The 21,766-nt window shown below is 42.4% G+C and carries 20 protein-coding genes; 5 read left to right on the forward strand and 15 right to left on the reverse strand.

Translation table 11 applies throughout. The annotated features are described in order from the left end of the window. Positions 1-589: 589 nt before the first annotated feature. From AB4589_RS05290 to AB4589_RS05330, 9 genes are all read right to left on the reverse strand, one after another. Positions 590-742 (reverse strand): YoaH family protein, encoded by a 153-nt coding sequence (locus AB4589_RS05290; protein ID WP_004731009.1) that lies wholly within the window; start codon positions 740-742, stop codon positions 590-592. Between the two features lie 41 nt (positions 743-783). Then, a complete protein-coding gene (locus tag AB4589_RS05295) occupies positions 784-1,941 on the reverse strand; it encodes a conjugal transfer protein TraF (protein ID WP_135384362.1) in 1,158 nt (385 codons plus the stop codon). 59 nt (positions 1,942-2,000) lie between these two features. Beyond that, a complete protein-coding gene (locus AB4589_RS05300; protein ID WP_135384363.1) occupies positions 2,001-2,879 on the reverse strand; it encodes a DUF2861 family protein in 879 nt (292 codons plus the stop codon). After that, complete coding sequence (gene vxrB / locus AB4589_RS05305) at positions 2,879-3,538, reverse strand: response regulator transcription factor VxrB (protein WP_009845363.1); 660 nt, start codon at positions 3,536-3,538, stop codon at positions 2,879-2,881. The genes AB4589_RS05300 and vxrB overlap by 1 nt, the downstream gene beginning before the upstream one ends. Beyond that, the gene (gene vxrA / locus AB4589_RS05310; protein ID WP_372099709.1) at positions 3,513-4,985 is read right to left on the reverse strand and encodes a sensor histidine kinase VxrA; all 1,473 of its coding nucleotides are present in this window, start codon (positions 4,983-4,985) and stop codon (positions 3,513-3,515) included. Before vxrA ends, vxrB begins: the two co-directional genes overlap by 26 nt. A 317-nt stretch (positions 4,986-5,302) precedes the next feature. Further along, positions 5,303-6,700 carry a Re/Si-specific NAD(P)(+) transhydrogenase subunit beta gene (pntB, locus tag AB4589_RS05315; protein ID WP_372099669.1) on the reverse strand — a complete coding sequence of 466 codons (1,398 nt, stop codon included), beginning with the start codon at positions 6,698-6,700 and terminating at the stop codon, positions 5,303-5,305. Positions 6,701-6,710: 10 nt separating this feature from the next. Next, positions 6,711-8,258 carry a Re/Si-specific NAD(P)(+) transhydrogenase subunit alpha gene (pntA, locus tag AB4589_RS05320; RefSeq protein ID WP_372099671.1) on the reverse strand — a complete coding sequence of 516 codons (1,548 nt, stop codon included), beginning with the start codon at positions 8,256-8,258 and terminating at the stop codon, positions 6,711-6,713. Between the two features lie 299 nt (positions 8,259-8,557). Then, positions 8,558-8,839, reverse strand: a complete 282-nt coding sequence (locus tag AB4589_RS05325) for an HlyU family transcriptional regulator (RefSeq protein ID WP_012600627.1) — start codon at positions 8,837-8,839, stop codon at positions 8,558-8,560. A 38-nt stretch (positions 8,840-8,877) separates the two neighbouring features. Further along, entirely contained in the window at positions 8,878-9,246 is a 369-nt protein-coding gene (locus tag AB4589_RS05330; RefSeq protein WP_009845358.1) for a late competence development ComFB family protein, read from the reverse strand. A 393-nt stretch (positions 9,247-9,639) separates the two neighbouring features. On the opposite strand from AB4589_RS05330, the gene AB4589_RS05335 reads away from it, so the two are divergent. Next, the gene (locus tag AB4589_RS05335; protein WP_012600626.1) at positions 9,640-10,881 is read left to right on the forward strand and encodes a GGDEF domain-containing protein; all 1,242 of its coding nucleotides are present in this window, start codon (positions 9,640-9,642) and stop codon (positions 10,879-10,881) included. 79 nt (positions 10,882-10,960) lie between these two features. Here the strand turns inward: AB4589_RS05335 and AB4589_RS05340 are convergent, their stop codons facing one another. Together AB4589_RS05340 and AB4589_RS05345 are read right to left on the reverse strand one after the other, a co-directional pair. Further along, positions 10,961-11,947, reverse strand: a complete 987-nt coding sequence (locus tag AB4589_RS05340; protein WP_371702111.1) for a Solitary outer membrane autotransporter beta-barrel domain — start codon at positions 11,945-11,947, stop codon at positions 10,961-10,963. A 101-nt stretch (positions 11,948-12,048) separates the two neighbouring features. Next, a complete protein-coding gene (locus AB4589_RS05345) occupies positions 12,049-13,020 on the reverse strand; it encodes a diguanylate cyclase (protein ID WP_198135326.1) in 972 nt (323 codons plus the stop codon). A gap of 131 nt (positions 13,021-13,151) precedes the next feature. Between AB4589_RS05345 and AB4589_RS05350 the strand changes: the two genes are divergently transcribed. Beyond that, on the forward strand, positions 13,152-13,589 hold the full coding sequence (locus AB4589_RS05350; protein ID WP_017098271.1) for a DUF3069 domain-containing protein: 438 nt from the start codon (positions 13,152-13,154) through the stop codon (positions 13,587-13,589). Positions 13,590-14,036: 447 nt separating this feature from the next. Here the strand turns inward: AB4589_RS05350 and modC are convergent, their stop codons facing one another. Genes modC through AB4589_RS05370 form a run of 4 tightly spaced genes read right to left on the reverse strand, consistent with a single transcriptional unit; the run spans position 14,037 to position 18,130 of the window. Further along, positions 14,037-15,143 carry a molybdenum ABC transporter ATP-binding protein ModC gene (modC, locus tag AB4589_RS05355; RefSeq protein ID WP_371997024.1) on the reverse strand — a complete coding sequence of 369 codons (1,107 nt, stop codon included), beginning with the start codon at positions 15,141-15,143 and terminating at the stop codon, positions 14,037-14,039. 5 nt (positions 15,144-15,148) lie between these two features. Next, the gene (gene modB, locus AB4589_RS05360; RefSeq protein WP_017102126.1) at positions 15,149-15,847 is read right to left on the reverse strand and encodes a molybdate ABC transporter permease subunit; all 699 of its coding nucleotides are present in this window, start codon (positions 15,845-15,847) and stop codon (positions 15,149-15,151) included. Continuing rightward, positions 15,848-16,606 (reverse strand): molybdate ABC transporter substrate-binding protein, encoded by a 759-nt coding sequence (modA, locus tag AB4589_RS05365; RefSeq protein ID WP_372099673.1) that lies wholly within the window; start codon positions 16,604-16,606, stop codon positions 15,848-15,850. It abuts the gene before it with no gap. A gap of 57 nt (positions 16,607-16,663) precedes the next feature. Then, the gene (locus AB4589_RS05370) at positions 16,664-18,130 is read right to left on the reverse strand and encodes a cobyric acid synthase (RefSeq protein WP_102582277.1); all 1,467 of its coding nucleotides are present in this window, start codon (positions 18,128-18,130) and stop codon (positions 16,664-16,666) included. A gap of 262 nt (positions 18,131-18,392) precedes the next feature. Here AB4589_RS05370 and AB4589_RS05375 point away from each other — a divergent pair, with 262 nt between their 5' ends. The 3 genes from AB4589_RS05375 (at position 18,393) to AB4589_RS05385 (ending at position 21,620) form a co-directional block, all read left to right on the forward strand. Further along, complete coding sequence (locus tag AB4589_RS05375; protein WP_012600619.1) at positions 18,393-18,806, forward strand: YgiW/YdeI family stress tolerance OB fold protein; 414 nt, start codon at positions 18,393-18,395, stop codon at positions 18,804-18,806. 112 nt (positions 18,807-18,918) lie between these two features. Then, positions 18,919-19,443: a hypothetical protein gene (locus AB4589_RS05380; protein WP_009845348.1), complete on the forward strand. Its 525-nt coding sequence runs from the start codon at positions 18,919-18,921 to the stop codon at positions 19,441-19,443. A gap of 290 nt (positions 19,444-19,733) precedes the next feature. Then, the gene (locus AB4589_RS05385) at positions 19,734-21,620 is read left to right on the forward strand and encodes a methyl-accepting chemotaxis protein (RefSeq protein WP_372099675.1); all 1,887 of its coding nucleotides are present in this window, start codon (positions 19,734-19,736) and stop codon (positions 21,618-21,620) included. Positions 21,621-21,766 lie beyond the last annotated feature (146 nt).

Here is a 21,766-nt window from a genome sequence, read left to right on the forward strand (position 1 = left end):
TTCATAAGTTACTCCTGTCAACGACCATCCAAATGATGGTGTTACAAGAGTATGGCTTGCACTCGCTTTACTCTGCCGCGCAGCGGCTTCGTTCAACTACTTGTTCTAAACCGCACATATCTGGCTAGTAAAAGCTTTCTCTAAGCAGTCGTAAGTCACTCGCGGTATCGGTTTTGAACATTACCGTCGTTATTTATCTCGCGCTGCTCTTCGAGGAAATCCTTATTATTCTGCTCCCATCACGCTTCTAATCACGCACTCTGATCCACTAAAAATGGAAGTCACAACGTCACTAGCCTTAAAAAACGCCATAGATTTAACCACTTAGACAGGGTGGCACAAATACTGACACCCGAAATGATAGTTGTATTACTTTCAGTTCGCGCTGTAATTTAATTACAAATAGAAGCCAAGAAAAGCCTGATAAGTGGATTACTCCAACGTAACTTACTGAATAAACGGCATTTAATGGTTTTGAATAGCTCGGAATTTAGGATAACTAAAGAGTTGGTATGTGCGATATAATATACTAGAGGGTAATATGTTTAGTTATAGTGCACTAAGTTGTTAAAAAAGAAGGGCTAATGCCCTACTCTTCTTTATTACTCATTTCTTCACGAATTTGCTCAGCAACGATTTTGATAGCTTGTGCTGTGCTGATGCCCTGGGTCATCATTTCTTGAATTCGTTCAACAGCTTTCTGTTGTTCTTCGTGAGAAAGGGTTGGTAAGTCGTTTAGCATAGTCTGCTCCTTTATTTAGGAGCAGAACTATATAAGGACTGTTAGTAACTAGCAAGGAAATTGATTGACGCACCCATTGCATTTTCATTTGTGTAGTTAGCACTTAAATCTAACTGGAACAAATTGAGTGGCGACAAACCAATACCTGCAGTGACTGTACCTTCTGAACCAGAGTATGCCAAATTCTTGTAGTACCCTGCCCTTAGCTGAAGCTGACGTAAAACATCAACTTCTGTACCAACGCGAATCATCTGTTCATTATCTTTGAACGAAGTAAACTTTTCGGTTTCATTTAAGTCATAGTCGACACTAAGCGTGAAGTAGTCCGCTACGATACCAGCACCTACGGTATATACTGGCTCTAGTTTGTATGCGTATTGGCCACCGACTTTGTGTGTCACACCGCTGGTCGTCGTACTCGTTAAAGTTTGAGATGTATCTTTGGTATTGATATCTCTAGATATTAAGTTGGTAGCCGAAAAGCCAACTCGAAATGGACCTGTGAACCAAAGCGCGCCAGCATCCATATTAAAAGAAGTTTCACCTTCACCATTGTCTCTTACATCAGACAAATCGTAGCTCTTAACAGAAGCAACGTAGTTGTATGTGTAAATACGTTGAAGTTTAGGCGTGATACCAAATGAAATATGCTGCCCCATAAAGGTTTGATATTTAGCGAGAGTTAATCCAACTTCGGTAACACCAATAGCAACGGCTTCTACCGTCGACAACTCAAGCTTATCGGCATCTGTCGCTGACGCTTCATTGTAAACATTTGGTGTAGCAAACGATTCTGTATAGGCTTTGCCGAATAGGTTAGCCGCTATAAATTGATTTGGGATAGCGAATGCGACAACACCACCAAGTTCAACATTAGCTTGGTTACCATCGAGTTTTTTAAGAGCTGCATCTAAATCTGCAGTGTTTGTCGCCGCCAGAGCGGAATCAATATTTGATTTCATGTCTTGGGGGTCATTATAACTACCACCAAAACTTGGAGTGATCATACCCATATCATCGTTACGACGATAAATAGCAACAAGTGCTGGGTTATAGAATGGAGCTGTTAGGAAGTTTGCTGAAACAACACCAACACCACCCATCGCATCACCACGCGCTTCAATGGCGTAGTTTGCTGCTGAAAGAGGAAGACTGGCGAATGCAATTGATGCTGCGAGTAGTTTAGTTGTATTTTTCATGCCGTTTATCTTTGTTAGATCCCTTACATTATTAACGGCTCAATTCTAAATTACTTTAGCTACTCTTCGCTAGAAATATCATAAGTTTTACTGATAGTTTGTGCTTGCTCTATCGCTATGTCACCTTGCCAGCGCGAATGTACCATTGATACAGCTAAAACATAACGATCATTGGGCAGTTCTTCACCCGTTAAATTGGTCGGATAATCGGATTCATAACTTTTACCCCACACCTGCTTATATCGTTCATCGACATAATCGTACAAACCTACGTCTAGCTTTGGTAATGGGCAGTAGGGGTTCAGCAGTGCTTTTTTATCGATCAACCAAGAGTCTTTAGATGCCCAACGAACTTGTTGACGCATAACCACTTCACCAAGAATGACCCAAGTGCTCCAGGAGTTACCGCTATTTCCTTTTACAGTCAGGCGATAAAGTCCGGAATCAAGTTGAGACGCTAAGCTATAACGTTTGCTGTATACGCTCACTGAAGTGTTATTGATTACCGGGTTGCCTTTGGTAAACTCACTGTCAGACGAAACGACCTTGTCGACCCACTTCTCAAAGGCGATGTCTTGGATGTTGCTTTCCGATTCAACATCAATAGCCACGCGGAATGTTTCCCTGCCTGGGCTTTGAATAATGTGTCTTTTCACGACGACCGAGCTTATCCAGTCCGGTAACGTTTTTTTTGTAAGCGTTTTACCACAATCCTTGTTCAATGCTTGATCGAACAGTTGATTGAGATGATCTTCGCGAGATTGCGAAGCATTGATTTGCCAAACTTCCACCAATGAATCAAACATCAATGCTAAATCATTATCTAGCAGGTGCTTGTGCACTTGTGTCAGTGCATCACTGTCCTTAAACCAATCGGCTGCGTGTGCAGTATTGATGACACTTGATAAAATGAGTAGTGGAAGTAAGGCTTTTTTCATTACGCTTTCATCTTGTAGCCAACGCCACGTAAGGTTTCAATTTCTAAACCTGGCAACTTCTGTCTTAGTTGCAGAACGTGTGTATCTACAGTACGAGTTGTTGGGAAGTGGTTGTAACCCCAAACGTGGTCTAGTAGCTCATCACGAGTAAACACTCGACCAAGATTACTTGCCAAGAATAATAGTAAATCAAATTCCGTACGCGTTAACGTGACTTCCAGTTCGTTAAAAAACACTTCACGTGTTGCTTTGTCAATGACAAGGTTTTGAGCCATCACTTTTGATGCATCTTGATCTTCAGCATCAGGTAGGCGTAGTTGTGCACGGATTCGAGCAAACAGTTCAGCTTCTGCAAATGGTTTCGTCAGGTAGTCATTCGCACCTGAGTCTAGGCCGGCTACTTTGTCTTTTACTGTTACGAGAGCCGTTAGCAAAATAACTGGGATGTCTTTCTTTTTCTTCCAACCTGGAAGTGAATCTACTGAGTCACCATCAGGAAGTTGACGGTCTAGGATCACAAGATCCGCTTGTTCCCAATAGCCTTCAACTTCAGAGATCAGCTCGGCATGTAAACATTCATATCCAGCTTGCTCAAGGCTAACTAATAAACCGTCAGCTAAATTTTTATCGTCTTCAACGAGAAGCAATGTCTGTTTCACAAGGTATCTCCAAAATAAATGTTGTTGGGGGGCCGATAAGCGTCATGTGACCGCCCATTTTTCCGACCATAGATTCTACTATCGTCAGACCTAAACCGAGTCCACTCTTACTTACGAATGGCTTTCTTAGTTGCCCCCAATCTTTGCGAGACAAGTCTCCATTATCTATAACTTTGAATGTCAGCTTCTTGTCAGAAGTATTCAGTTCTAGTATCACCGGGGCAACGCCGTATTTCACGGCATTTCTGATCAGGTTATCGATACACGTTCCTAACCAATATACGTTTACTTTTGCAGCAATATCTTTGTTTACGCGGAGTTCAATGCCCGGTGCAAAGTCTTCTTCAACTTTGTATTGAAGCCACTCTTCAACACTTGGCACCCACTCTGTTGCAAGCGGTTGGTTGTCTGATTGCAAATAGTCTTTACTTGCTTCTGCCAACTGCCTTAAACGGCGTGTATCTTCACACAACCTACGAAATTCATCATATACCGATTCTGGCAAGTGTTCGAACTCTCGCCTAAACCCTTCAACTGTTAATGACAAACTCGCAATCGGTGTTCTTAATTCATGCGTTAGAATTTGAAGAACCAGCATACGGCTCTTCATCTCTTGTTTTTTACTGTTCCAGCGGTAAACCGCCCACCCCAACACGAGTAGGATATTGGCAATCACCAAAATAAACATGGCGATCTGCAGAAGTTCTGAATGATCTTCTATTTCCCAACATACATTGCCGCGTTGGACGAAACAGCTGTTGCTTTCTGAGGACAAACTAAAGGATAAGCCCGCGAGCGTAGCGTTTTCGTTCCAAACTGATTCTTTATACAGGTAATATCTATCACCGCGCTTAACCCACATTTCATCAAGCTCAACAAACATACTCGCACCCGCTAGCAAAGCTGTTATGGCTTCATTGTCCATATTCTGTAGACGAGACAGTAGTTCATCGTGTTCGGTGTTCGGTCGCTCTTGAATGTGCATGTAGCGCTTCAACGAGTCAAATTTCTCTGGGTATAACTCAACGTAGCGTGCGGCATATGAACCGCCACCGGGATGAATCAAACCACTTCGAGTAAACCAACGATCAGAAAGTTTAGTTCCTTTACACATTGCACGAGTAAAGACCAAAGGCTCTGTTATTAGAGGGCTTAAGGGCAACTTTCCGCTGCATGTTTTTGATAACCGGTATAAACGTTGGATGTCTTTTAGTGGGTATTCAGCAGTTTGCGGCAGCATAGAAGACGGCATGATCAAGCGAGTCGGGTAATCAGCCTGAAGCAGTCGAATATCATAAGATTCAATTGCCATTTCATGATCAAAAAGTTTAGTGAAGTTATCGATACGCTCAGGTAAAGAGTCAGCAAACGCGTTCACTGAAACGGATAATGTAGCGATAAGCAGAGTAAATGTTCTTTTGATGATCACAAACCAACGCAAATTCATATAGATCAATCAAATATATACCATTCGTTATCAAAGATAAATTTATAACCGCATGAAAAACCGTGCTAATGACGAGTTATAGCGACAATTTCGATCATATTAGGGCTATGTTGCACAGCTGTACTCACTAATCGTTTGAGTAGTCATAACTTCATTCCAATGAGTTTTACGTCCGTTTATCGGACTGTGCTTATGGGTCATGGATTGTTGCTTTAGGATACAGCGACTTTCAGATGAACAAAAAAAGGAGCTCTAATGAGCTCCTTATTTGGTTACGACTTAATGCTTTTGCTTAGAAAATACTTAAAAAGTGTTTCCTATAGATGCTCTAGAATACCGAGACAGCTCTGTTTCGCATCACCAAACAACATCTGCGTATTCTCTTTGAAGAACAGAGGGTTTTGCACACCTGCGTAACCTGTGTTCATCGAACGTTTGAATACGATAACGCTCTGAGCATTCCAAACTTCAAGTACTGGCATGCCAGCGATTGGGCTGTTTGGATCTTCAAGTGCTGCTGGGTTCACAGTGTCATTTGCACCGATAACCAAAACAGTATCGGTCTCATTGAAGTCATCGTTGAGTTCGTCCATTTCAAGAACGATATCGTAAGGTACTTTGGCTTCAGCAAGTAACACATTCATGTGACCCGGTAATCGACCAGCAACTGGGTGGATACCAAATCGAACATTGATGCCCTGCGCTCGTAGCTTCTCAGTGATTTCATGCACTGGGTATTGAGCTTGAGCTACTGCCATGCCGTATCCAGGAGTGATGATGACTGACTTTGAGTTTTTAAGCATGTCAGCCACGTCTTCAGCTGATGTTTCGCGGTGTTCACCTTGCTCTTCATCACCATCAGACACAACCACGTCTTGGCCGAATCCACCAGCAATAACGCTGATGAAAGAGCGATTCATCGCCTTACACATGATGTAAGAAAGAATCGCACCTGACGAACCAACCAATGCACCGGTTACGATAAGCAGATCGTTCGCAAGCATGAAACCTGCCGCTGCTGCTGCCCAACCAGAATACGAGTTCAGCATAGAGACAACCACTGGCATATCTGCGCCACCAATCGATGCCACTAGGTGGTAACCGAATGCGAATGCGATTAGAGTCATCACCATTAGCGCGAACATGCTGCCGTCCGCTTTAACGAACATGATCATCAGTAGTGTAGAAACTACGATCGCCGCTAGGTTCCACTTATGCTTATGAGGGATGTTCAATGCAGACGAAGAGATAACGCCGCGAAGCTTACCAAACGCAACAATAGAACCCGTGAACGTCACCGCACCGATAAACACGCCAAGGAACACTTCCACTAGGTGGATCACGTGCTCTGCATGAATATCAGCAGGGTTGATAGAAACAGTAGCAGGTGGATCAATGTAACTGTTGTAACCTACAAGTACTGCTGCCATACCTACGAAGCTGTGCAGAATTGCCACCAGCTCAGGCATTTCAGTCATTTCTACTTTTCTTGCGTAGTGGATACCAATACCACCACCGATCACCATAGCAATGATGATCCATACAATACCTGCAGAATGTGGGCCAAAGATCGTCGCGATCAACGCGATTGCCATACCCGTGATACCGTAATAGTTACCTGCACGCGCAGATTCCTGTTTCGACAACCCAGCCAAGCTCATAATAAAGAATACAGCAGCAACAATATAAGCTGCTTGTACTAATCCTTCAGACATCTGTCACTCCTTAGTCTTTACGGAACATTTCAAGCATACGTTTGGTTACGGTAAAGCCACCAAAGATATTGATACTTGCAATTAATACGGCAATAAATGATAAGAACGTGACAACGCCACTTCCTTGTCCTATTTGTAACAGTGCACCGACTACAATGATTCCCGAAATCGCGTTAGTTACGGACATCAAAGGCGTATGCAGAGAATGGCTTACATTCCAAACGACGTAATAACCCACCACACAAGCAAGTACAAAAACGGTAAAGTGAGATAAGAACGCAGCAGGAGCAACCGACGCTACCCAAGCAAATGCACCTACAGCAATCGCCATGCCTGCCACTTTCTTAATTGGAGAAACCGGCTCTTCAACTTTAGGCTCTGGTTTAACCGCTTTGGGCTTAGCTTGTTGTGGTTGAGCTGAAACTTGAATTGGTGGTGCAGGCCAAGTAACTTCACCCTCTTTAACCACAGTAACACCGCGTAGCACGACATCTTCAAAGTCAATATTGATGTTGCCATCTTTCTCTTTGCAAAGCAGTTTCAGCAAGTTAACTAGGTTCGTTGCATACAGTTGAGATGATTGAGTCGGTAGTCGACCAACCATATCTGTGTAACCTACCACTTTGACGCCGTTAGCCGTTGTAATGACTTGATCCGCAACGGTATATTCACAGTTGCCGCCATTGGCTGCCGCAAGGTCAACAATCACACTACCAGCACTCATGCTGTCTACCATCTCTTTGGTAATCAGCTTAGGTGCCGGACGACCTGGAATCAGTGCCGTTGTAATGATGATATCAACATCTTTAGCTTGAGCTGCATACAGTTCTTCAGCTTTCTTATTGAATGCTTCAGACATCTCTTTTGCGTAGCCGTCGCCCGCGCTGGTATCTTCCTTGAAATCCACTTCCAAGAATTCAGCGCCCATAGACTCGACTTGCTCTTTTACTTCAGGACGAACATCGAACGAACGAACGATCGCACCCAAACTACCCGCTGCGCCAATTGCTGCTAGGCCAGCAACACCCGCCCCAGCAACCAGTACCTTCGCTGGTGGAACTTTGCCTGCCGCCGTAATTTGCCCCGTGAAGAATCGACCGAATTCATGCGCCGCTTCAACAACAGCACGGTAACCCGCGATGTTAGCCATAGAACTCAATGCATCTAACGCTTGAGCTCTTGAAATACGAGGTACAGAATCCATCGCCATCACGTTAATATTACGAGTGGACAATTGTTCCATTAATTCTGGGTTCTGAGCTGGCCAAATAAAGCTGACCAATGTTGCGCCATCTTTAAGAAGATCAATTTCATTTTTAGTTTCGTCAACGATCGGAGCGTTAACTTTAAAAATAATATCGGATTTCCAAGCTTCATCTGCGGTGACAATTTTTGCTCCAGCTTGTTCATAAACTGCATCTTCAAAACTTGCTAACGCACCTGCTTGTGATTCAACACAAACTTCAAATCCTAATTTTAGAAGCTGTTCTACCGATTTCGGCGAAGCAGCGACTCGCGTTTCACCTGCGAGTGTTTCTCTTGGTACACCAACTTGCATAGCTATTCCTTGACTATTGGCACAATGACTTATTCGTTTGTATCTAACGACAACTAATACTTCAAGCGTTTTATTCAAAGAACAGGAAAAGTTATTACTTATAACGATTTGGATGGAATTGGAGCACTTCATTTGAAGAAATGACGCCTCTTTTGAGTCAAGAGGTCATACCACTTGCAAATATTCCTTTAAATAACAACCTACTAGCTGTTCTTTGTTCCTAAAACTAAAAAGAGCTTTCAGCATATAGACTGAAAGCTCTCTAAATTATGACCAACATCAATTCTAACCCTATTTGGTTAGCTAAAAATGCTATCGCCCATTTGGTCGATGAACATCTGCGATTTTTTAAGCATCAATTCATCGGCGTCTTGTTTGTTTGAAACAACATCAGAACGAATAAAACGATGAGTTTTGATTTCACCATCGAATTCTTTCTCGATTCGCCCTGCTACACGGTATTGACCAGATTCTGCAATGGCATCTTGATAGATATTGAAACCTTTATATTCGACAGGCTCAATTTCTACTTTTTGTTCGGTTTTTTCTTTGCCACTAAATAATCTAGAAAAGAATCCCACGTTTTTACTCCTTAAATGACCGAATTAACCGTAAACTATCATGACTGTTTACCGCTCAACAATGGCTTTTCATACCATTGTAATTCAACGTCATCATCAAAATTATGTTGACTAAAGATTACGGGGACATTGTCGTCACGCTCGCGTCTTCTGTCGTCAATGATCATACTTTCTGCATTTTTGACCGCGATCTCACTATTTCGTTTATACAGCACCAATTTATCCTCTGGCAATGCCGACAGAAAATCGACATCGAAGCGAATATAGATGGGTTTAAGCTGACCTAAAGCCAAACACGCAAGATCGGCTAACTGCTCGTTGGTATAGCCAGAAACATACTCTTCTGTCGCTAATACATTTCCCACCAAAGTTTCCATATAGTTATGGACATCGACACTGATTTGCATAATACACCTCCATGTTGAGCGGTTGGTTCTAGTTTAATCGTTGTTGTAACTCATCATTGTTGTAACTAATCGCCGTTGTAGCTAACCGCTTCTGTAGCTAGTCGTTATAACATCTGTTCATTGCTACTCAGCTAACCACCTACCCCTTAAGCACAAACTATCTAAATTTAGTTAAGTATCAATAACGGCTGTTTCATTTATCATATATACTGTGTAGCTCGTTCTATGGTTAATAGCAACTGAAATACATATAAATTTCATTGTACAATTAGCGAGCTATGATCATGTTTTTGCTATAATTTAGTGAAAAAGCTTGGCAATTGCTTGTTTACCCGTATCCTACGTATAAAATTAAAATATAAGATCATCATTATAGTTAGGCTCACCACATAAATGACATCTTCTTTCGTCACGTCGAGCATATTTCGATTTTGCTTTCCCTTACTTCTATTAGCAATATTACTTGCAGGTATGAACAACGTCATCCTAGTGACGGATTCAAACTTAGGGTTTGCTAGCAACCTCCCATACATTCTATTGAGCGTTGCGGTTTTGCTGTGCCACACATTTAAGCAAGGTCGTATGGCCATGGTGTCCTTAACCATGCTCGTCGCATACCTCATCATTCAAGTTCGTTTACAAACGCCACTCAACACAGGCACCACTCTATTAGAACTGTCTCTGTTAACCGCTTTAGTTCCTGTAACATGCTTACTGGTGTATGCCTTCCCAGATAACGGCGTTAACTCGAAATCCATGTTCCTATATGCTTTGGTTCTCGTTCTGTTTACGGTATGGGCGCAATTAATTGTTTCTCATTTCCAGTCAGGTGGATTTGAGTCATGGAGCGAAGGTATCCTGTTTATCGTTAACGGATTCTCGAGGCTACCTTTCGTTTTAGTGCTGTATAGCCTTTGTTTACTTGGCCTTACGTCGATTTTAGTTCTGGTATACAACCGCGCGATTGATGTTGTCGTATACAGCGCAATTTTACTTTCTACTAGTACATTCATATTTTTTGATGTGCAATACATCTCTAGTACGATGTTCTCGCTGTCTGGTACGCTATTCATTATCTATGTCGTCTCTGCTAGCCACGATATGGCCTTTAATGACCGTTTAACTAACATTCCAGGTAGACACGCACTAGAAGTGGATATGAAGCACTTAGGGCGAAAATACTCAATGGCGATGGTTGATATCGACCACTTCAAGAAATTTAACGATACCTACGGGCATGACATTGGCGACGATGTGTTGAAGTTGGTAGCACGTATATTGAGTGAAACAACCGGTGGTGCAAAAGCTTATCGCTATGGTGGTGAAGAGTTTACGATTATTTTTAAAGGCAAATACTCGGAACAGGTTAAAGAGCACCTTCAAGTTCTCATTTCGGAAGTACAAAACTACGATATGACGATTCGAAATAGCAACGATCGCCCTGACGACCATGAAGTCGGCATTAAAAAACGTGGTCAGAGCAACAAATCAACTGAAGTCGTAAACGTAACGGTGAGCATTGGGCTGTCTGATAGTAGAACCACTAAACAACCCGTAGAAGTCTTGAAACTTGCCGATAACGCACTGTACAAAGCAAAAGAAACTGGCCGAAACAAGCTGTGTGTCGATAGTTAAAGACGTTGAAAGTCTTGGAATGTAAAGCTCTGAACATCGTAATTTAACGGTGTGAACATCGAAAGCGTTGGTGCTTAGACTAATCTTGGTTAAAGAAGATGACTAAGCTCCCTCCTTTCAAACTACTTCCGTAATTGATAGTAAACCCTATTCCTACATTATCGACCCAGTCATTAAACAGATTTGGGTTAAGCAACCAACCTACACTACCTTCGTAGTAAGCTGTAGTGCCCATAGACGCGACAGTATCACCACCAATATCTATTCTTCTTATACTCGAATACATGGATGTGATGTTTTTGTCCCAACGAACTAAGTCATAGAAGATCTTAGCTTCATTTGCTATGTACCAACCTTCTGGGTGACCAATATTACCGTTATTGGCTTCTCCCCAACCTATACCATTAAAGTAATGCCAACTGGTACTGAGTTTATATTTACCCCAGTCATTCTTATCTTCAAACATCAACTTTATCTTAGGCTCTATTATGTATGCCCAAGCATCCGTGTTCAGATAAAGACCATCCAGCTGACCTTGAATTGGTGCAAGCAACGAAGAACGATATTCAAAATCGTTTCGATAATAGGAAATATGGTTACCAATTGCAGAACTAAAACTCCAGTATTCGTTCAACTGGGATACGTTTGCATACTCAACGTAACCAGAAACAACAGACTCTTTTTGAAAGTCGCTTATCGTTGAACTGGCATATTGAACATCCTTCTCTATCCGCAACGCAGATAAACGAAGTGTTACTTCTTGATGGTTGTCTTCAATATAACTTGGCACTTCAAAGGTATAAGGAAGGCTGAGGGAAGCGATATTTTGTCGGCGACTTACTGAGTCATTAGAGCCAATATCTTCATTGTCCAAACTAAAGACTTTGTTGGGATCAAAATTATTTATGCCAAAGGTAAACACATCCGTATCATTGAGCAAAACACTCGTTGCGAAGGTTTGTTCAATGTCTTTTCTGACCAATTCAGAGAGCGAAGCTGCGTTAACAGCTGTTGGACACACGGAAACAAACAGAGTTAATACAAGACCTTTGTTTGAGTTAGTCATGACGAATGACTTGGAATGCTGCATTTCTTTTATCACTTAAGTCACTTCCTAGCTTATAAGCTACTAGAAGTATAATTCAGGTTACTACCGAAGCTCGTCAACTATTGCTCAAGCTCCATAATATCGCGTTGTATGTAGGTATTTCTTCCACTTTGCTTGGCCTGATACAATGCTTGGTCAACCTTTTCGTAAATAGAAGCGATAGCTTCACCACCTTCAGGGATGAATGACAACACACCTTGTGACGCTGTCACCCTGTCAGACACTGCTGAGTAGTCGTGGACGTAGTTCATTTGATGCAGTGCTTCTTTTACACGATTGGCCTGTAAATTAGCCGCGGAGCTGTCGGTATCACTCAGAATGATGACGAACTCTTCACCGCCGTAACGTCCAACAAACTCTCCAGCTCGAACAAAGAGCTCTTTCAAAGTATTGGCAAGCCCTTGCAGGCACTTATCCCCTTGAATGTGGCCATAGTTATCGTTGTAAGGCTTAAAGAAGTCAACATCGAGTAGTATGACGGTCATGGATATATTACGTCGTCCGTGCCACGCAATGCTCTCTTCAAGCTTAGTATCCATATATCGACGGTTGTATAATTTGGTTAGGCCGTCTTCGTTGGCTTGTTGTTGCAGTAAAATATTCAGTTCTTCGAGTTTGGCGGTACTCTGTTTTAACTCTCGTCTCATGTGCGCAATACGCTGCATCGCAATCAACTTAGAGTTCAAAACAACTTTGTTTACCGGTTTGATCAAATAATCATCGCCACCAGCATCAATCGCTTTTGCGATCATTTCAGGCTCTTCATGACCGCTCAAAAAGATGATCGGAACCCATTCTGGGAATTGCCGACGAACTTCGTTAGCGACCTCAAAACCATCCATGTCTGGCATACTGATATCCAGTAACACGAGTTCAGGATCAAAATCAGAATAAACATTCAGGGCTTCTTTTCCGCTACCAACAGCTTCTACAACGTGACCCAGTTGCTTGAGTCGAATAGCGAGTTGCATCCTATCCAGTTGAACGTCATCAACCAGCAATATGCGCATCGAAGATCCCTTTTCTATCATCACATCACCTTTATCTAGTGTTGAATATTCAAAGTAGCTCAAATTTGGGCTTAAATCATGCCCTAATCTCTATATTATATTGACTTTTTTACAGATCTTTTTAGCATTGTTTCTTTTTAAAGAGAAATACTATGTCAGACGCTACAAACAACGAAGTACAAGAAATCGATTTAACCACTATCTCACCAGAGCTTCGCCAAGTTATCGAATTTGATGAAGTGCCTAAAGAGATGCACAACATGGTTACTTCTATTCACGAAGTGTCTGAAGAAGCAGTGCGTGAAACTTGGAGCAGCCTTCCAGCAAGCGCACAAAATGTTTTGGACAACTTTGAGCAATTCCACGCTCTAATCTCTGTTAGCCAAGCTTTCGCTGGCGTAAACATGATGGAGGAGTTCCCTACTCTTAAACTTCCAGAAGGCATGACTGATGAAGAAAAAGAAGAGTACCGAGCTCAACTGCTTGACCAAATTTTACATAACTGTGTAAAAGACATGGCTAAGCAAATCAAGAAAGCGCGCCGTGATGCTATCTTGAAGCGTGATTTCAAAGAAGTTTTCATCCGCTAAGCTATTCAGAGCACCTAAATTTAGGTTGAATGCTTAAGGAAAACTTAATGATTAAGCCGTATGTTATTTAAAACATGCGGCTTTTTTGTACCAGCAGCTTTTTCTATACGTTCTTTTTCTGCTCGCTTCTTCTATTATTCGAATGTAACGTCTGGGTTCTTGTTAGTGCAGGGATTCTCATTGTGGCTCTTAGAATTCTAACTTTTCTCATCGCACGAAAGTATACATACACACTCATATAGTATGACGCAGAACTGGCAGTTATACCGTATAAAAATGACGCATGTTGTCATTTATGGAATCAAGATCGAGTCACAGAATCAAGTTCGAGTTTTACCCGTTCTAAAATGAAACCAGAAACCAAGTACGTCGTGGGGCCTTAATGTATTACCACTAGATCTGAATATCTTATCGCATGAGCTTGCTGCATGAACTTAGTGCATAAGTTTAGTGCGTTATCGCAATATCTCTTTGCGCGACACTCACGCCTTTAATTTGTGCGTAGACACGTTGCCCAATTTCTAAATTCAGCTCATCCAGCGCCCACAATGTAATGGTTGCCCATAGGTAGCATCCGGCCTCAAGTTCTAACTCGACAGCGACACTCTGCTTATTCGAGCCTTGCTGGTGCGTCTCTACCCTTTTAATAGTGACAGGAAGGATATTACGTATCGAAGTGCCTTGCGGCTGCTGTAGCGTGATAGAGACATCATTTGCCCTCACTTGCAGCCTTACCGTAGTGCCAAGCTCGCTCGACACCTTTTGAACCCAAAGTGACGTTGATTTACCTAACGTTAGACGTGACAACGCATAATCATCATTATGTTCCGCTAATGTCGCTTCAAACAACGAACTTTGCTCTGAAAAAGATTGCCACGGTTGCATGGCTCTCGATGCCCATACCTCTTCCGTCATCCCCGATGAAATAACTGTGCCTTGCTCAATGATCACAAGGTGATTTGCCAAGCGTAATATTTCATTGAGGCTATGAGTGACATAGATAATCGGTATTTGAACGGTTTCAGATAAGTTTTCAAGAAACGGCATTACTTCACGCTTACGAGGTAAGTCCAGAGACGCCAATGGCTCATCCATCAATAGAATGCTGGGCTTAGACAACAGTGCGCGGCCAATCGCAACACGTTGCTTCTCACCGCCAGACAGACGGGCTGGATAGCGATCAAGCAGCGAGTCCAACGATAGCAGCGAGACTATTTGTTCAAAGTGCGCGTTATCGACGCATTTCATGCCGTACTTTAAATTCGCAGCTACCTTCATGTGTGGGAACAATCGTGATTCTTGGAATACATAGCCGACGTTGCGTTTGTGCGTTGGTAAGTTGATGCCATTTTCACTATCGAACAGAATGGTTCCAGATACGCTGATCAAGCCACTATCTGGTTGTTTGAGACCACTAATGGCATTGATAAGTGAAGTTTTACCTGCACCAGAACGACCGAAAATTGCCGTAATACCAGTACTTGGCAATTCTAAGTCAATATCAAAAAACGTTTCACCAAGCTGTTGCTGATATTGGAGGACTAAAGCGCTCATGCGACTCATGCGTTGCCCCCCAAACGTTTTGCTGACTTTTTGTTGAGCCATTCAGAAAGCATCAGTGAACTCAGTGCGATCACAATAGAAATGACACACAAACGTGCGGCTTCCATTTCTGCTCCTGGGGTTTCAATAAAGGTATACATGGCTAAAGGGATGGTTTGAGTTTCACCGGGAATATTTGAAACGAAGCTGATGGTCGCACCAAATTCACCCAGACTTCTTGCGAATGAAAGCATGGTGCCAGTAATGATCCCTGGGATCATCAGCGGTAATGTAATAGTGAAGAACACACGAAGAGGTGAAGCGCCCAATGTAGCTGCGGCCTCTTCAAGTTTACTGTCTACGGTTTCTAAGCTCAGTCGTATAGAACGTACCATCAGAGGCAACGCTACGACCACACACGCTAGAGCAGCGCCCTTCCAACTAAAGCTGAATACAATACCAAACACGTCATTAAGCCAAGAGCCAATAACGCCTTGTCTGCCCATCATCACTAGCAGCAAATAACCGATGACCACAGGTGGAAGCACCAAAGGCAAATGGACAATACTTTCTACAATGCTTTTGCCCACAAATTGTTTCTTAGCAAGCAGCCATGCCAAGCCGATGCCGATTGGAATAAGCCACAAGATGGCAAAACCAGCGACTTTCAAGCTCAGCATTAAGGCTTGGTATTCGTATTCCGATAGATACATCATTTAACGCACTTCAAATCCAAAACTGTTCAAGGTGTCCTTCGCTTTTTCGCTCTTTAGGAAAGTATAGAACTGTTCTGCGACGACTTTATCGCTCAATTTAGCTACAGGGTAACGTATTGACGTATGTAAATCTGATGGGAACGTCGACACTAGGTTCACTTCTTTAGATAGCAATGCATCTGTTTTGTAAACAATGCCAAGCTTAGCTTCACTACGCTCTACCAAAGCCAATGCCATACGTACATTGTTACTTGGTGCCAATCGAGTCTTCACATCGTCCCATACACCTAACGTTTCTAGCGCTTCTTTCGCATAGATACCCGCAGGAACCGACATCGTGTTGCCAACTGCAAGTCTTTCATTCATTAGAAGTTTAGCCCATTGGTCACCGCTTGAGAGGTCCAAAGATATTGGCGTCTCTTTCGGGGAAATTAACACGAGTTCGTTTTCGCACAAGTTTGTGACATTGTCACTATTAACCAATTGGCGATCGACTAAATGCGTCATCCATTTTTCGTTTGCCGAGATAAAAATGTCTGCTGGCGCACCTCGTTCAATTTGGCGCACCAAAGACGACGTGCTCGCATACACTGGAATAACATCGACAGAATGATCTTTCTCAAACTCTTCAACCAACAAGTTAACCGCGTTCGTCATCGACGATGCAGCATAAACTCGTAGTTTTTCAGCAGCCAAAAGATGAGTAGAACTCAGTGCTGAAACTAAGACGATAGTTAAAAGGATGACTCGTTTTTTCATTATTCTCATTTAATCTATTGTTCGTTTAAATTCTTGAGCTAACTTCTAAGTTGCGGCCTAAGCTGTTAATTCAGGCCAAAGCAGGTCAAGGTTCAAGTGATCTTCGATGGCATCAGCGATTCGATTGATACCCAACTCTTTAAGCTGTTCATGGTCAATCGCTGTCACATCATTAGCACCTGCCCATTCGCAAATAAGCGACAATGCATCACTGTTATCGAATACGCCATGCAGGTAAGTACCAAAAATTGAGTTATCTTGATTCACAGCACCATCAACACTGCCAGATTCTAACTGAACCGGTAATACCGTTTCATTGACATCAGTCCTACCTACGTGGATTTCATACCCTTTTACTTGTGCAGTTTTGCCATCAAGTGTCATGGTTCCACACACATTGGTTAAAGTTTTCTGCTGTGTTAGTGTCGTTTCAGTATCAAGATACCCCAACCCTTCACTGCTTCCAGATTTCCCTTCAACGCCATCTGGGTCGTGGATGATATTCCCTAGCATCTGATAACCGCCACAAATACCCATCACTTTCCCGCCCAAGCGAAGATGACGCTGAATATCTTTATCCCAACCTTGCTGTTTTAGGTATTCCAAATCGGCTCTTACCGATTTTGTTCCCGGCAATACAATCAAATCAGCGTTGTTCAGGCGCTCGCCTTTGCCTACGTAACGTAAATCAATCGACGGGTTAAGTCGCAGAGCGTCAAAGTCTGTATGGTTACTGATTCGAGTTAGTACTGGCACTACAACCTTAAGTTTAGCTTCTCCATCAGACTCTTGGGCTGAGGTAATGGCATCTTCCGCTTCTAAGTTAAAACCATGCAGATAAGGCAAAACCCCTATCACAGGCTTACCTGTTTTCTCTTCTAGCCAATCTAAACCAGATTGAAGTAACGCAATATCGCCTCTAAAACGGTTTATCACAAAGCCTTTTACGCGCGCTTGTTCAGATTCAGATAATAGAGCTAATGTGCCGTAGAGGTGTGCAAAAACGCCGCCACGATCAATATCAGCAACGATGATCACTGGGATGTCTGCCTTTTCAGCAAAGCCCATGTTCGCGATATCGTTTTCTCGAAGATTTATCTCTGCGGGACTGCCCGCACCTTCAATCATCACGCTTTGGTATTCTTCAGAAAGTCGATCAAACGAATCGATAACCGAATTCATCGCAACTTTCTTGTAGTCGTGATATCCGGTCGCTTCCATATTCGTCAGTGCTCTTCCTTGTAGAATCACTTGCGCACCCGTATCTGAATTGGGTTTTAGCAATACAGGATTCATATGGACGGTAGGCTCAATATTACAAGCTTGTGCCTGAACCGCTTGAGCACGACCAATTTCGCCACCATCTTTTGTCACTGCGCTATTTAGCGCCATATTTTGAGGCTTAAAAGGTGCCACTTTGATGCCTTTCCTTGCCAAAACACGGCATAAACCTGCCACCAAAACACTTTTTCCGGCATCTGACGTTGTCCCTTGAACCATAAGGGCGTTTAACGGTGATCGCATCTGTACTTAAATCCTTTATTTCTTAATTTTCAATTTATAGCTGTGGGCAATATTTCTCTGCCTCCATCTTAACGTCATTGTCGTGTAGATGCTCAATAAAATGAATGGAAAATGAATGTGTTACTCACTCTGGATTCAACCCCAGTGTTGTTTAATAGCTCCATCGAAACGAAGCTTACAAACAAAATAAGCGCACTCACGAAAAGAAACGTTTCAAATTAAGAAAAACGTTTCTAATAAAAACAACATTAAGGGATTCACCATGAAAAAAACTGTATTAGCTATCGCATCTACTATTATCCTCGCTCCTACTTTCGCAATGGCTAGTGACCATCACAGCGACAGTAACAGTAATCACAACAATAGCGACAGTAACCACAAGCATCAGAGCGCTATTGCGTACACGGGACCGATTGAAACCGTTTCAGTTGCGACTCTACTAGCAGACACCAGCATGTTCGCAGAGCAAGAAGCAATCGTAGATGGCAAGATTGTTCGTCAACTAAAGAACGATACGTTCGTATTCTCTGATGGTCAGAGTGAAATTCAAATCGAACTGGATGACGATATCCTTCTAGCGCAACCGCTCACCGCAGATACAAAAGTTCGTATATTTGGCGAATACGAAGGTGGTAAAACGCCAGAGATCGAAGTAGATCATATTCAAGTTTTGTAAGATACAAACTCCGTACCGTCGACTTCAAAGACATGATTTATAACAAATGGCCTGCATATTGCAGGCTTTTTTGCATTATAATGCCGAAAAATATAATTAATATGGAGTCACCATGCTAGGTAGCGCAAACAAGACGGTCCTTTTGGGGTTGGTTACACTGTGTTCATTCTCTGCGTATGCAAACAACTTTAACTACAATACATTTGAGCTGCGCACAGGTATTAGCCCTAGTACATTTGGTGGCGAAGTCACAACAATGTTCACTCAAAACTCACACTTTGTTGCTCGAATCGATTCTGAATTTGAAGGGGATTGGGATGCGGCTGTAGGTATGGGGTTCAACGGCCCAATTAATCAGTTGGCTGATATTACTGGACAGATGTTACTGCACAACATCGAACGTAATGATGGTAACCACATTAAAACTGAAATCAATATTGGTTTAAGAGCTTGGTTGCTGGCAAACATTGAAGTTAACGCCCGCCTTGGTCAACTCGTCGACAGCGACGACACGAGTTCAATTGTCGGTGTAGGGGCTCGCTTCCACTCAACAGAACAGCTTTCAGTAGGTATTGACCTTCGAAATAACGGTACTTACGGCCACCAATTCTTAATGTCAGCTCGATTTGGCTTTTAAGTCTATTCAACACTTATGATCCATCAGTGAGCAAATGTTAAATTCGATTGTTTAAACGGTAACTTAAAGGCTAATAGTCTCGTGACCTATTGGCCTTAATGTCTGATTTTGCAACTAAAAACTAAACATTTAGCTTAAAATCCTCGAAAATCACCCTTTCTCGTCACTTCCGTTTATAACTCATTTTTATACTATTCATTTATTGATAAAAATCAGTAATAAAATATCTTTACGGTAATACGGCGTACTGCTACTCTCTTCCAAATTTCTAATAGAGTGAAGTACCGTAAATGGGTGTTAGCAATATTTCAATCAAGAACAAATTAACATTGATGTTTGTTGTCATTATTTTCGCAATGACTATGATTCAGACTTATGTAACAGGTAAGCAACTTCTTAACGAAACCTATCGTTCCATTCAGCAATATTCAAATACACTAACTGATACAACGGTATCGGGTATAGAAAAATGGATTGAAGGCCGAATTAACGTTGTAAATGCAGCGAAAAATTCATTTACTTTTACCGATGACCCAACCAGCTATTTAACTCAAAGTACAAGTGCCGGTAAGTTTCAAATTGCCTACGCAGGGCTTTCTGACGGTCGCTTTCTTCTAGGTGGTGATTTGCCAGTACCGCAAGACTACGACCCACGTACTCGAGATTGGTACAAAGCGCCTATGGCGGCAGGTCAAACAGTCGTCACTGAACCCTATGTTGATGTAGCTACGAATGACCTAGTGGTAACAATTGCAAGCCCATTCAATACCAACGGTTTCTCTGGTGTTATTGGTGCAGACCTGAACTTAAACACCCTCATTAATGATATTGTAAGTATCGAGCAACCTGGTGTTTACGCTTTTCTTGTCGATGGTAAAGGTAACATTGTTGCCCATAGAGACCGTGGCCTAACGCTAAAGCCTGTTTCTAATATTTCAAACAACCTTTCTGCTCAGAAAATCAAATCACTTGCGCAAAATCCAGAATTTGAAGAGTTAACCATTAAAGGTACCGACTCCCTTCTTTCTGCTCAGAAAGTTCCTCATACAGACTGGTACTTCACTGTTGTTATAGATAAAAATCACTCTTTTGCTTCTTACTATTCATTAGTTCGTCAGTCGGTAATATTTGGTCTAATACAACTTGCTGTAATCGCATTTGTTGCGATGTTTATCATCAAGAAAGCACTATCGCCATTAACGACACTAAGCTCGGCAATGGAAGCATTGTCCAAAGGTGACGGCGACTTAACACAGCGTATGACTGTTCATAGTAAAGACGAGATTGGCACTCTAGCGCATCACGTCAACGCATTCATAGCAAAACTTCAAGAGATAGTGCGTGATATTGCGGGCTCTTCAAACCAGCTTAATCAGCAATCTGAAATTAGTACCAATGTCGCTCGTCAAACAAGTGAAGGTCTATCAGTCCAACTTCACGAAATTTCTCAGATTGCCACAGCCGTACATGAAATGTCGGCAACAGCAGAAGAAGTAGCAAACAACGCGCAAATGACGGCTGATTCAGCGATCAGTTCAACAGAGAATTGTGAACAAGGTAAGCAAGTCATCATTCGCAACCAAGATTCGATCACTAGTCTTGCTCAACAAGTTGAGAACGCTTCAGGTATCATTCAAGAAGTTGAGAAAAATGCGTTAGACATCAACACTATTCTATCAACCATTTCTGATATTGCAGAACAAACTAACCTACTTGCCTTAAACGCAGCGATTGAAGCAGCACGTGCGGGTGAGCAAGGTCGCGGTTTTGCGGTTGTGGCAGATGAAGTTCGTGTGCTTTCTCAACGTACTCACAGCTCTACAGACGAGATTCGCGAAATGATCGAGACTCTTCAGAAAAACAGCGTCAGTGCTGTTGAATCAATGCAACGTAGCCAAGACTTGGCGCAATCAAGTGTCGATGATGCAAACAATGCGACTATTGCACTGGAAGAGATCGCGACATCGATTCAACAGATCTCGGAGATGGCTTCACATATCTCGAATGCTGCTTCTGAGCAAAGATCGGTTACCGGTGAAGTCAGTAAGAATATTCAGTTGGTTAATGATGTATCAGAAAACATGTCTACTGAGGCTGATAACTCTCGTCACTTGTCTGAAGAGTTGCGCGGTATTGCTCAACAGTTGAATACTCAAGTTCAATTGTTTAAATACTAGACGTACGGATAATTCGTTCTAGCTCTTGAGCGCGGTTAAACAATGTTGTTTAACCGCGTTTAAAATTAGAACCAACATCAGAACGACAAAAAGCCCCCGACCACTATTGTGTTCGGGGGCTTTCTTATTCTCATTGCTTTCTTATT

Origin of the sequence: Vibrio sp. 10N.222.49.A3 (assembly GCF_041475145.1) — a bacterium.
Classification (GTDB): Bacteria; Pseudomonadota; Gammaproteobacteria; order Enterobacterales; family Vibrionaceae; genus Vibrio; species Vibrio tasmaniensis_A.

Coding starts and splice junctions, on each gene's coding strand:
- AB4589_RS05290 (WP_004731009.1), bottom strand. CDS start 742: ATGCTAAACGACTTACCAACCCTTTCTCACGAAGAACAACAGAAAGCT.
- AB4589_RS05295 (WP_135384362.1), bottom strand. CDS start 1,941: ATGAAAAATACAACTAAACTACTCGCAGCATCAATTGCATTCGCCAGT.
- AB4589_RS05300 (WP_135384363.1), bottom strand. CDS start 2,879: ATGAAAAAAGCCTTACTTCCACTACTCATTTTATCAAGTGTCATCAAT.
- vxrA (WP_372099709.1), bottom strand. CDS start 4,985: ATGAATTTGCGTTGGTTTGTGATCATCAAAAGAACATTTACTCTGCTT.
- pntB (WP_372099669.1), bottom strand. CDS start 6,700: ATGTCTGAAGGATTAGTACAAGCAGCTTATATTGTTGCTGCTGTATTC.
- pntA (WP_372099671.1), bottom strand. CDS start 8,258: ATGCAAGTTGGTGTACCAAGAGAAACACTCGCAGGTGAAACGCGAGTC.
- AB4589_RS05330 (WP_009845358.1), bottom strand. CDS start 9,246: ATGCAAATCAGTGTCGATGTCCATAACTATATGGAAACTTTGGTGGGA.
- AB4589_RS05335 (WP_012600626.1), top strand. CDS start 9,640: ATGACATCTTCTTTCGTCACGTCGAGCATATTTCGATTTTGCTTTCCC.
- AB4589_RS05340 (WP_371702111.1), bottom strand. CDS start 11,947: ATGACTAACTCAAACAAAGGTCTTGTATTAACTCTGTTTGTTTCCGTG.
- AB4589_RS05345 (WP_198135326.1), bottom strand. CDS start 13,020: ATGATAGAAAAGGGATCTTCGATGCGCATATTGCTGGTTGATGACGTT.
- AB4589_RS05350 (WP_017098271.1), top strand. CDS start 13,152: ATGTCAGACGCTACAAACAACGAAGTACAAGAAATCGATTTAACCACT.
- modC (WP_371997024.1), bottom strand. CDS start 15,143: ATGAGCGCTTTAGTCCTCCAATATCAGCAACAGCTTGGTGAAACGTTT.
- modB (WP_017102126.1), bottom strand. CDS start 15,847: ATGATGTATCTATCGGAATACGAATACCAAGCCTTAATGCTGAGCTTG.
- modA (WP_372099673.1), bottom strand. CDS start 16,606: ATGAAAAAACGAGTCATCCTTTTAACTATCGTCTTAGTTTCAGCACTG.
- AB4589_RS05370 (WP_102582277.1), bottom strand. CDS start 18,130: ATGCGATCACCGTTAAACGCCCTTATGGTTCAAGGGACAACGTCAGAT.
- AB4589_RS05375 (WP_012600619.1), top strand. CDS start 18,393: ATGAAAAAAACTGTATTAGCTATCGCATCTACTATTATCCTCGCTCCT.
- AB4589_RS05380 (WP_009845348.1), top strand. CDS start 18,919: ATGCTAGGTAGCGCAAACAAGACGGTCCTTTTGGGGTTGGTTACACTG.
- AB4589_RS05385 (WP_372099675.1), top strand. CDS start 19,734: ATGGGTGTTAGCAATATTTCAATCAAGAACAAATTAACATTGATGTTT.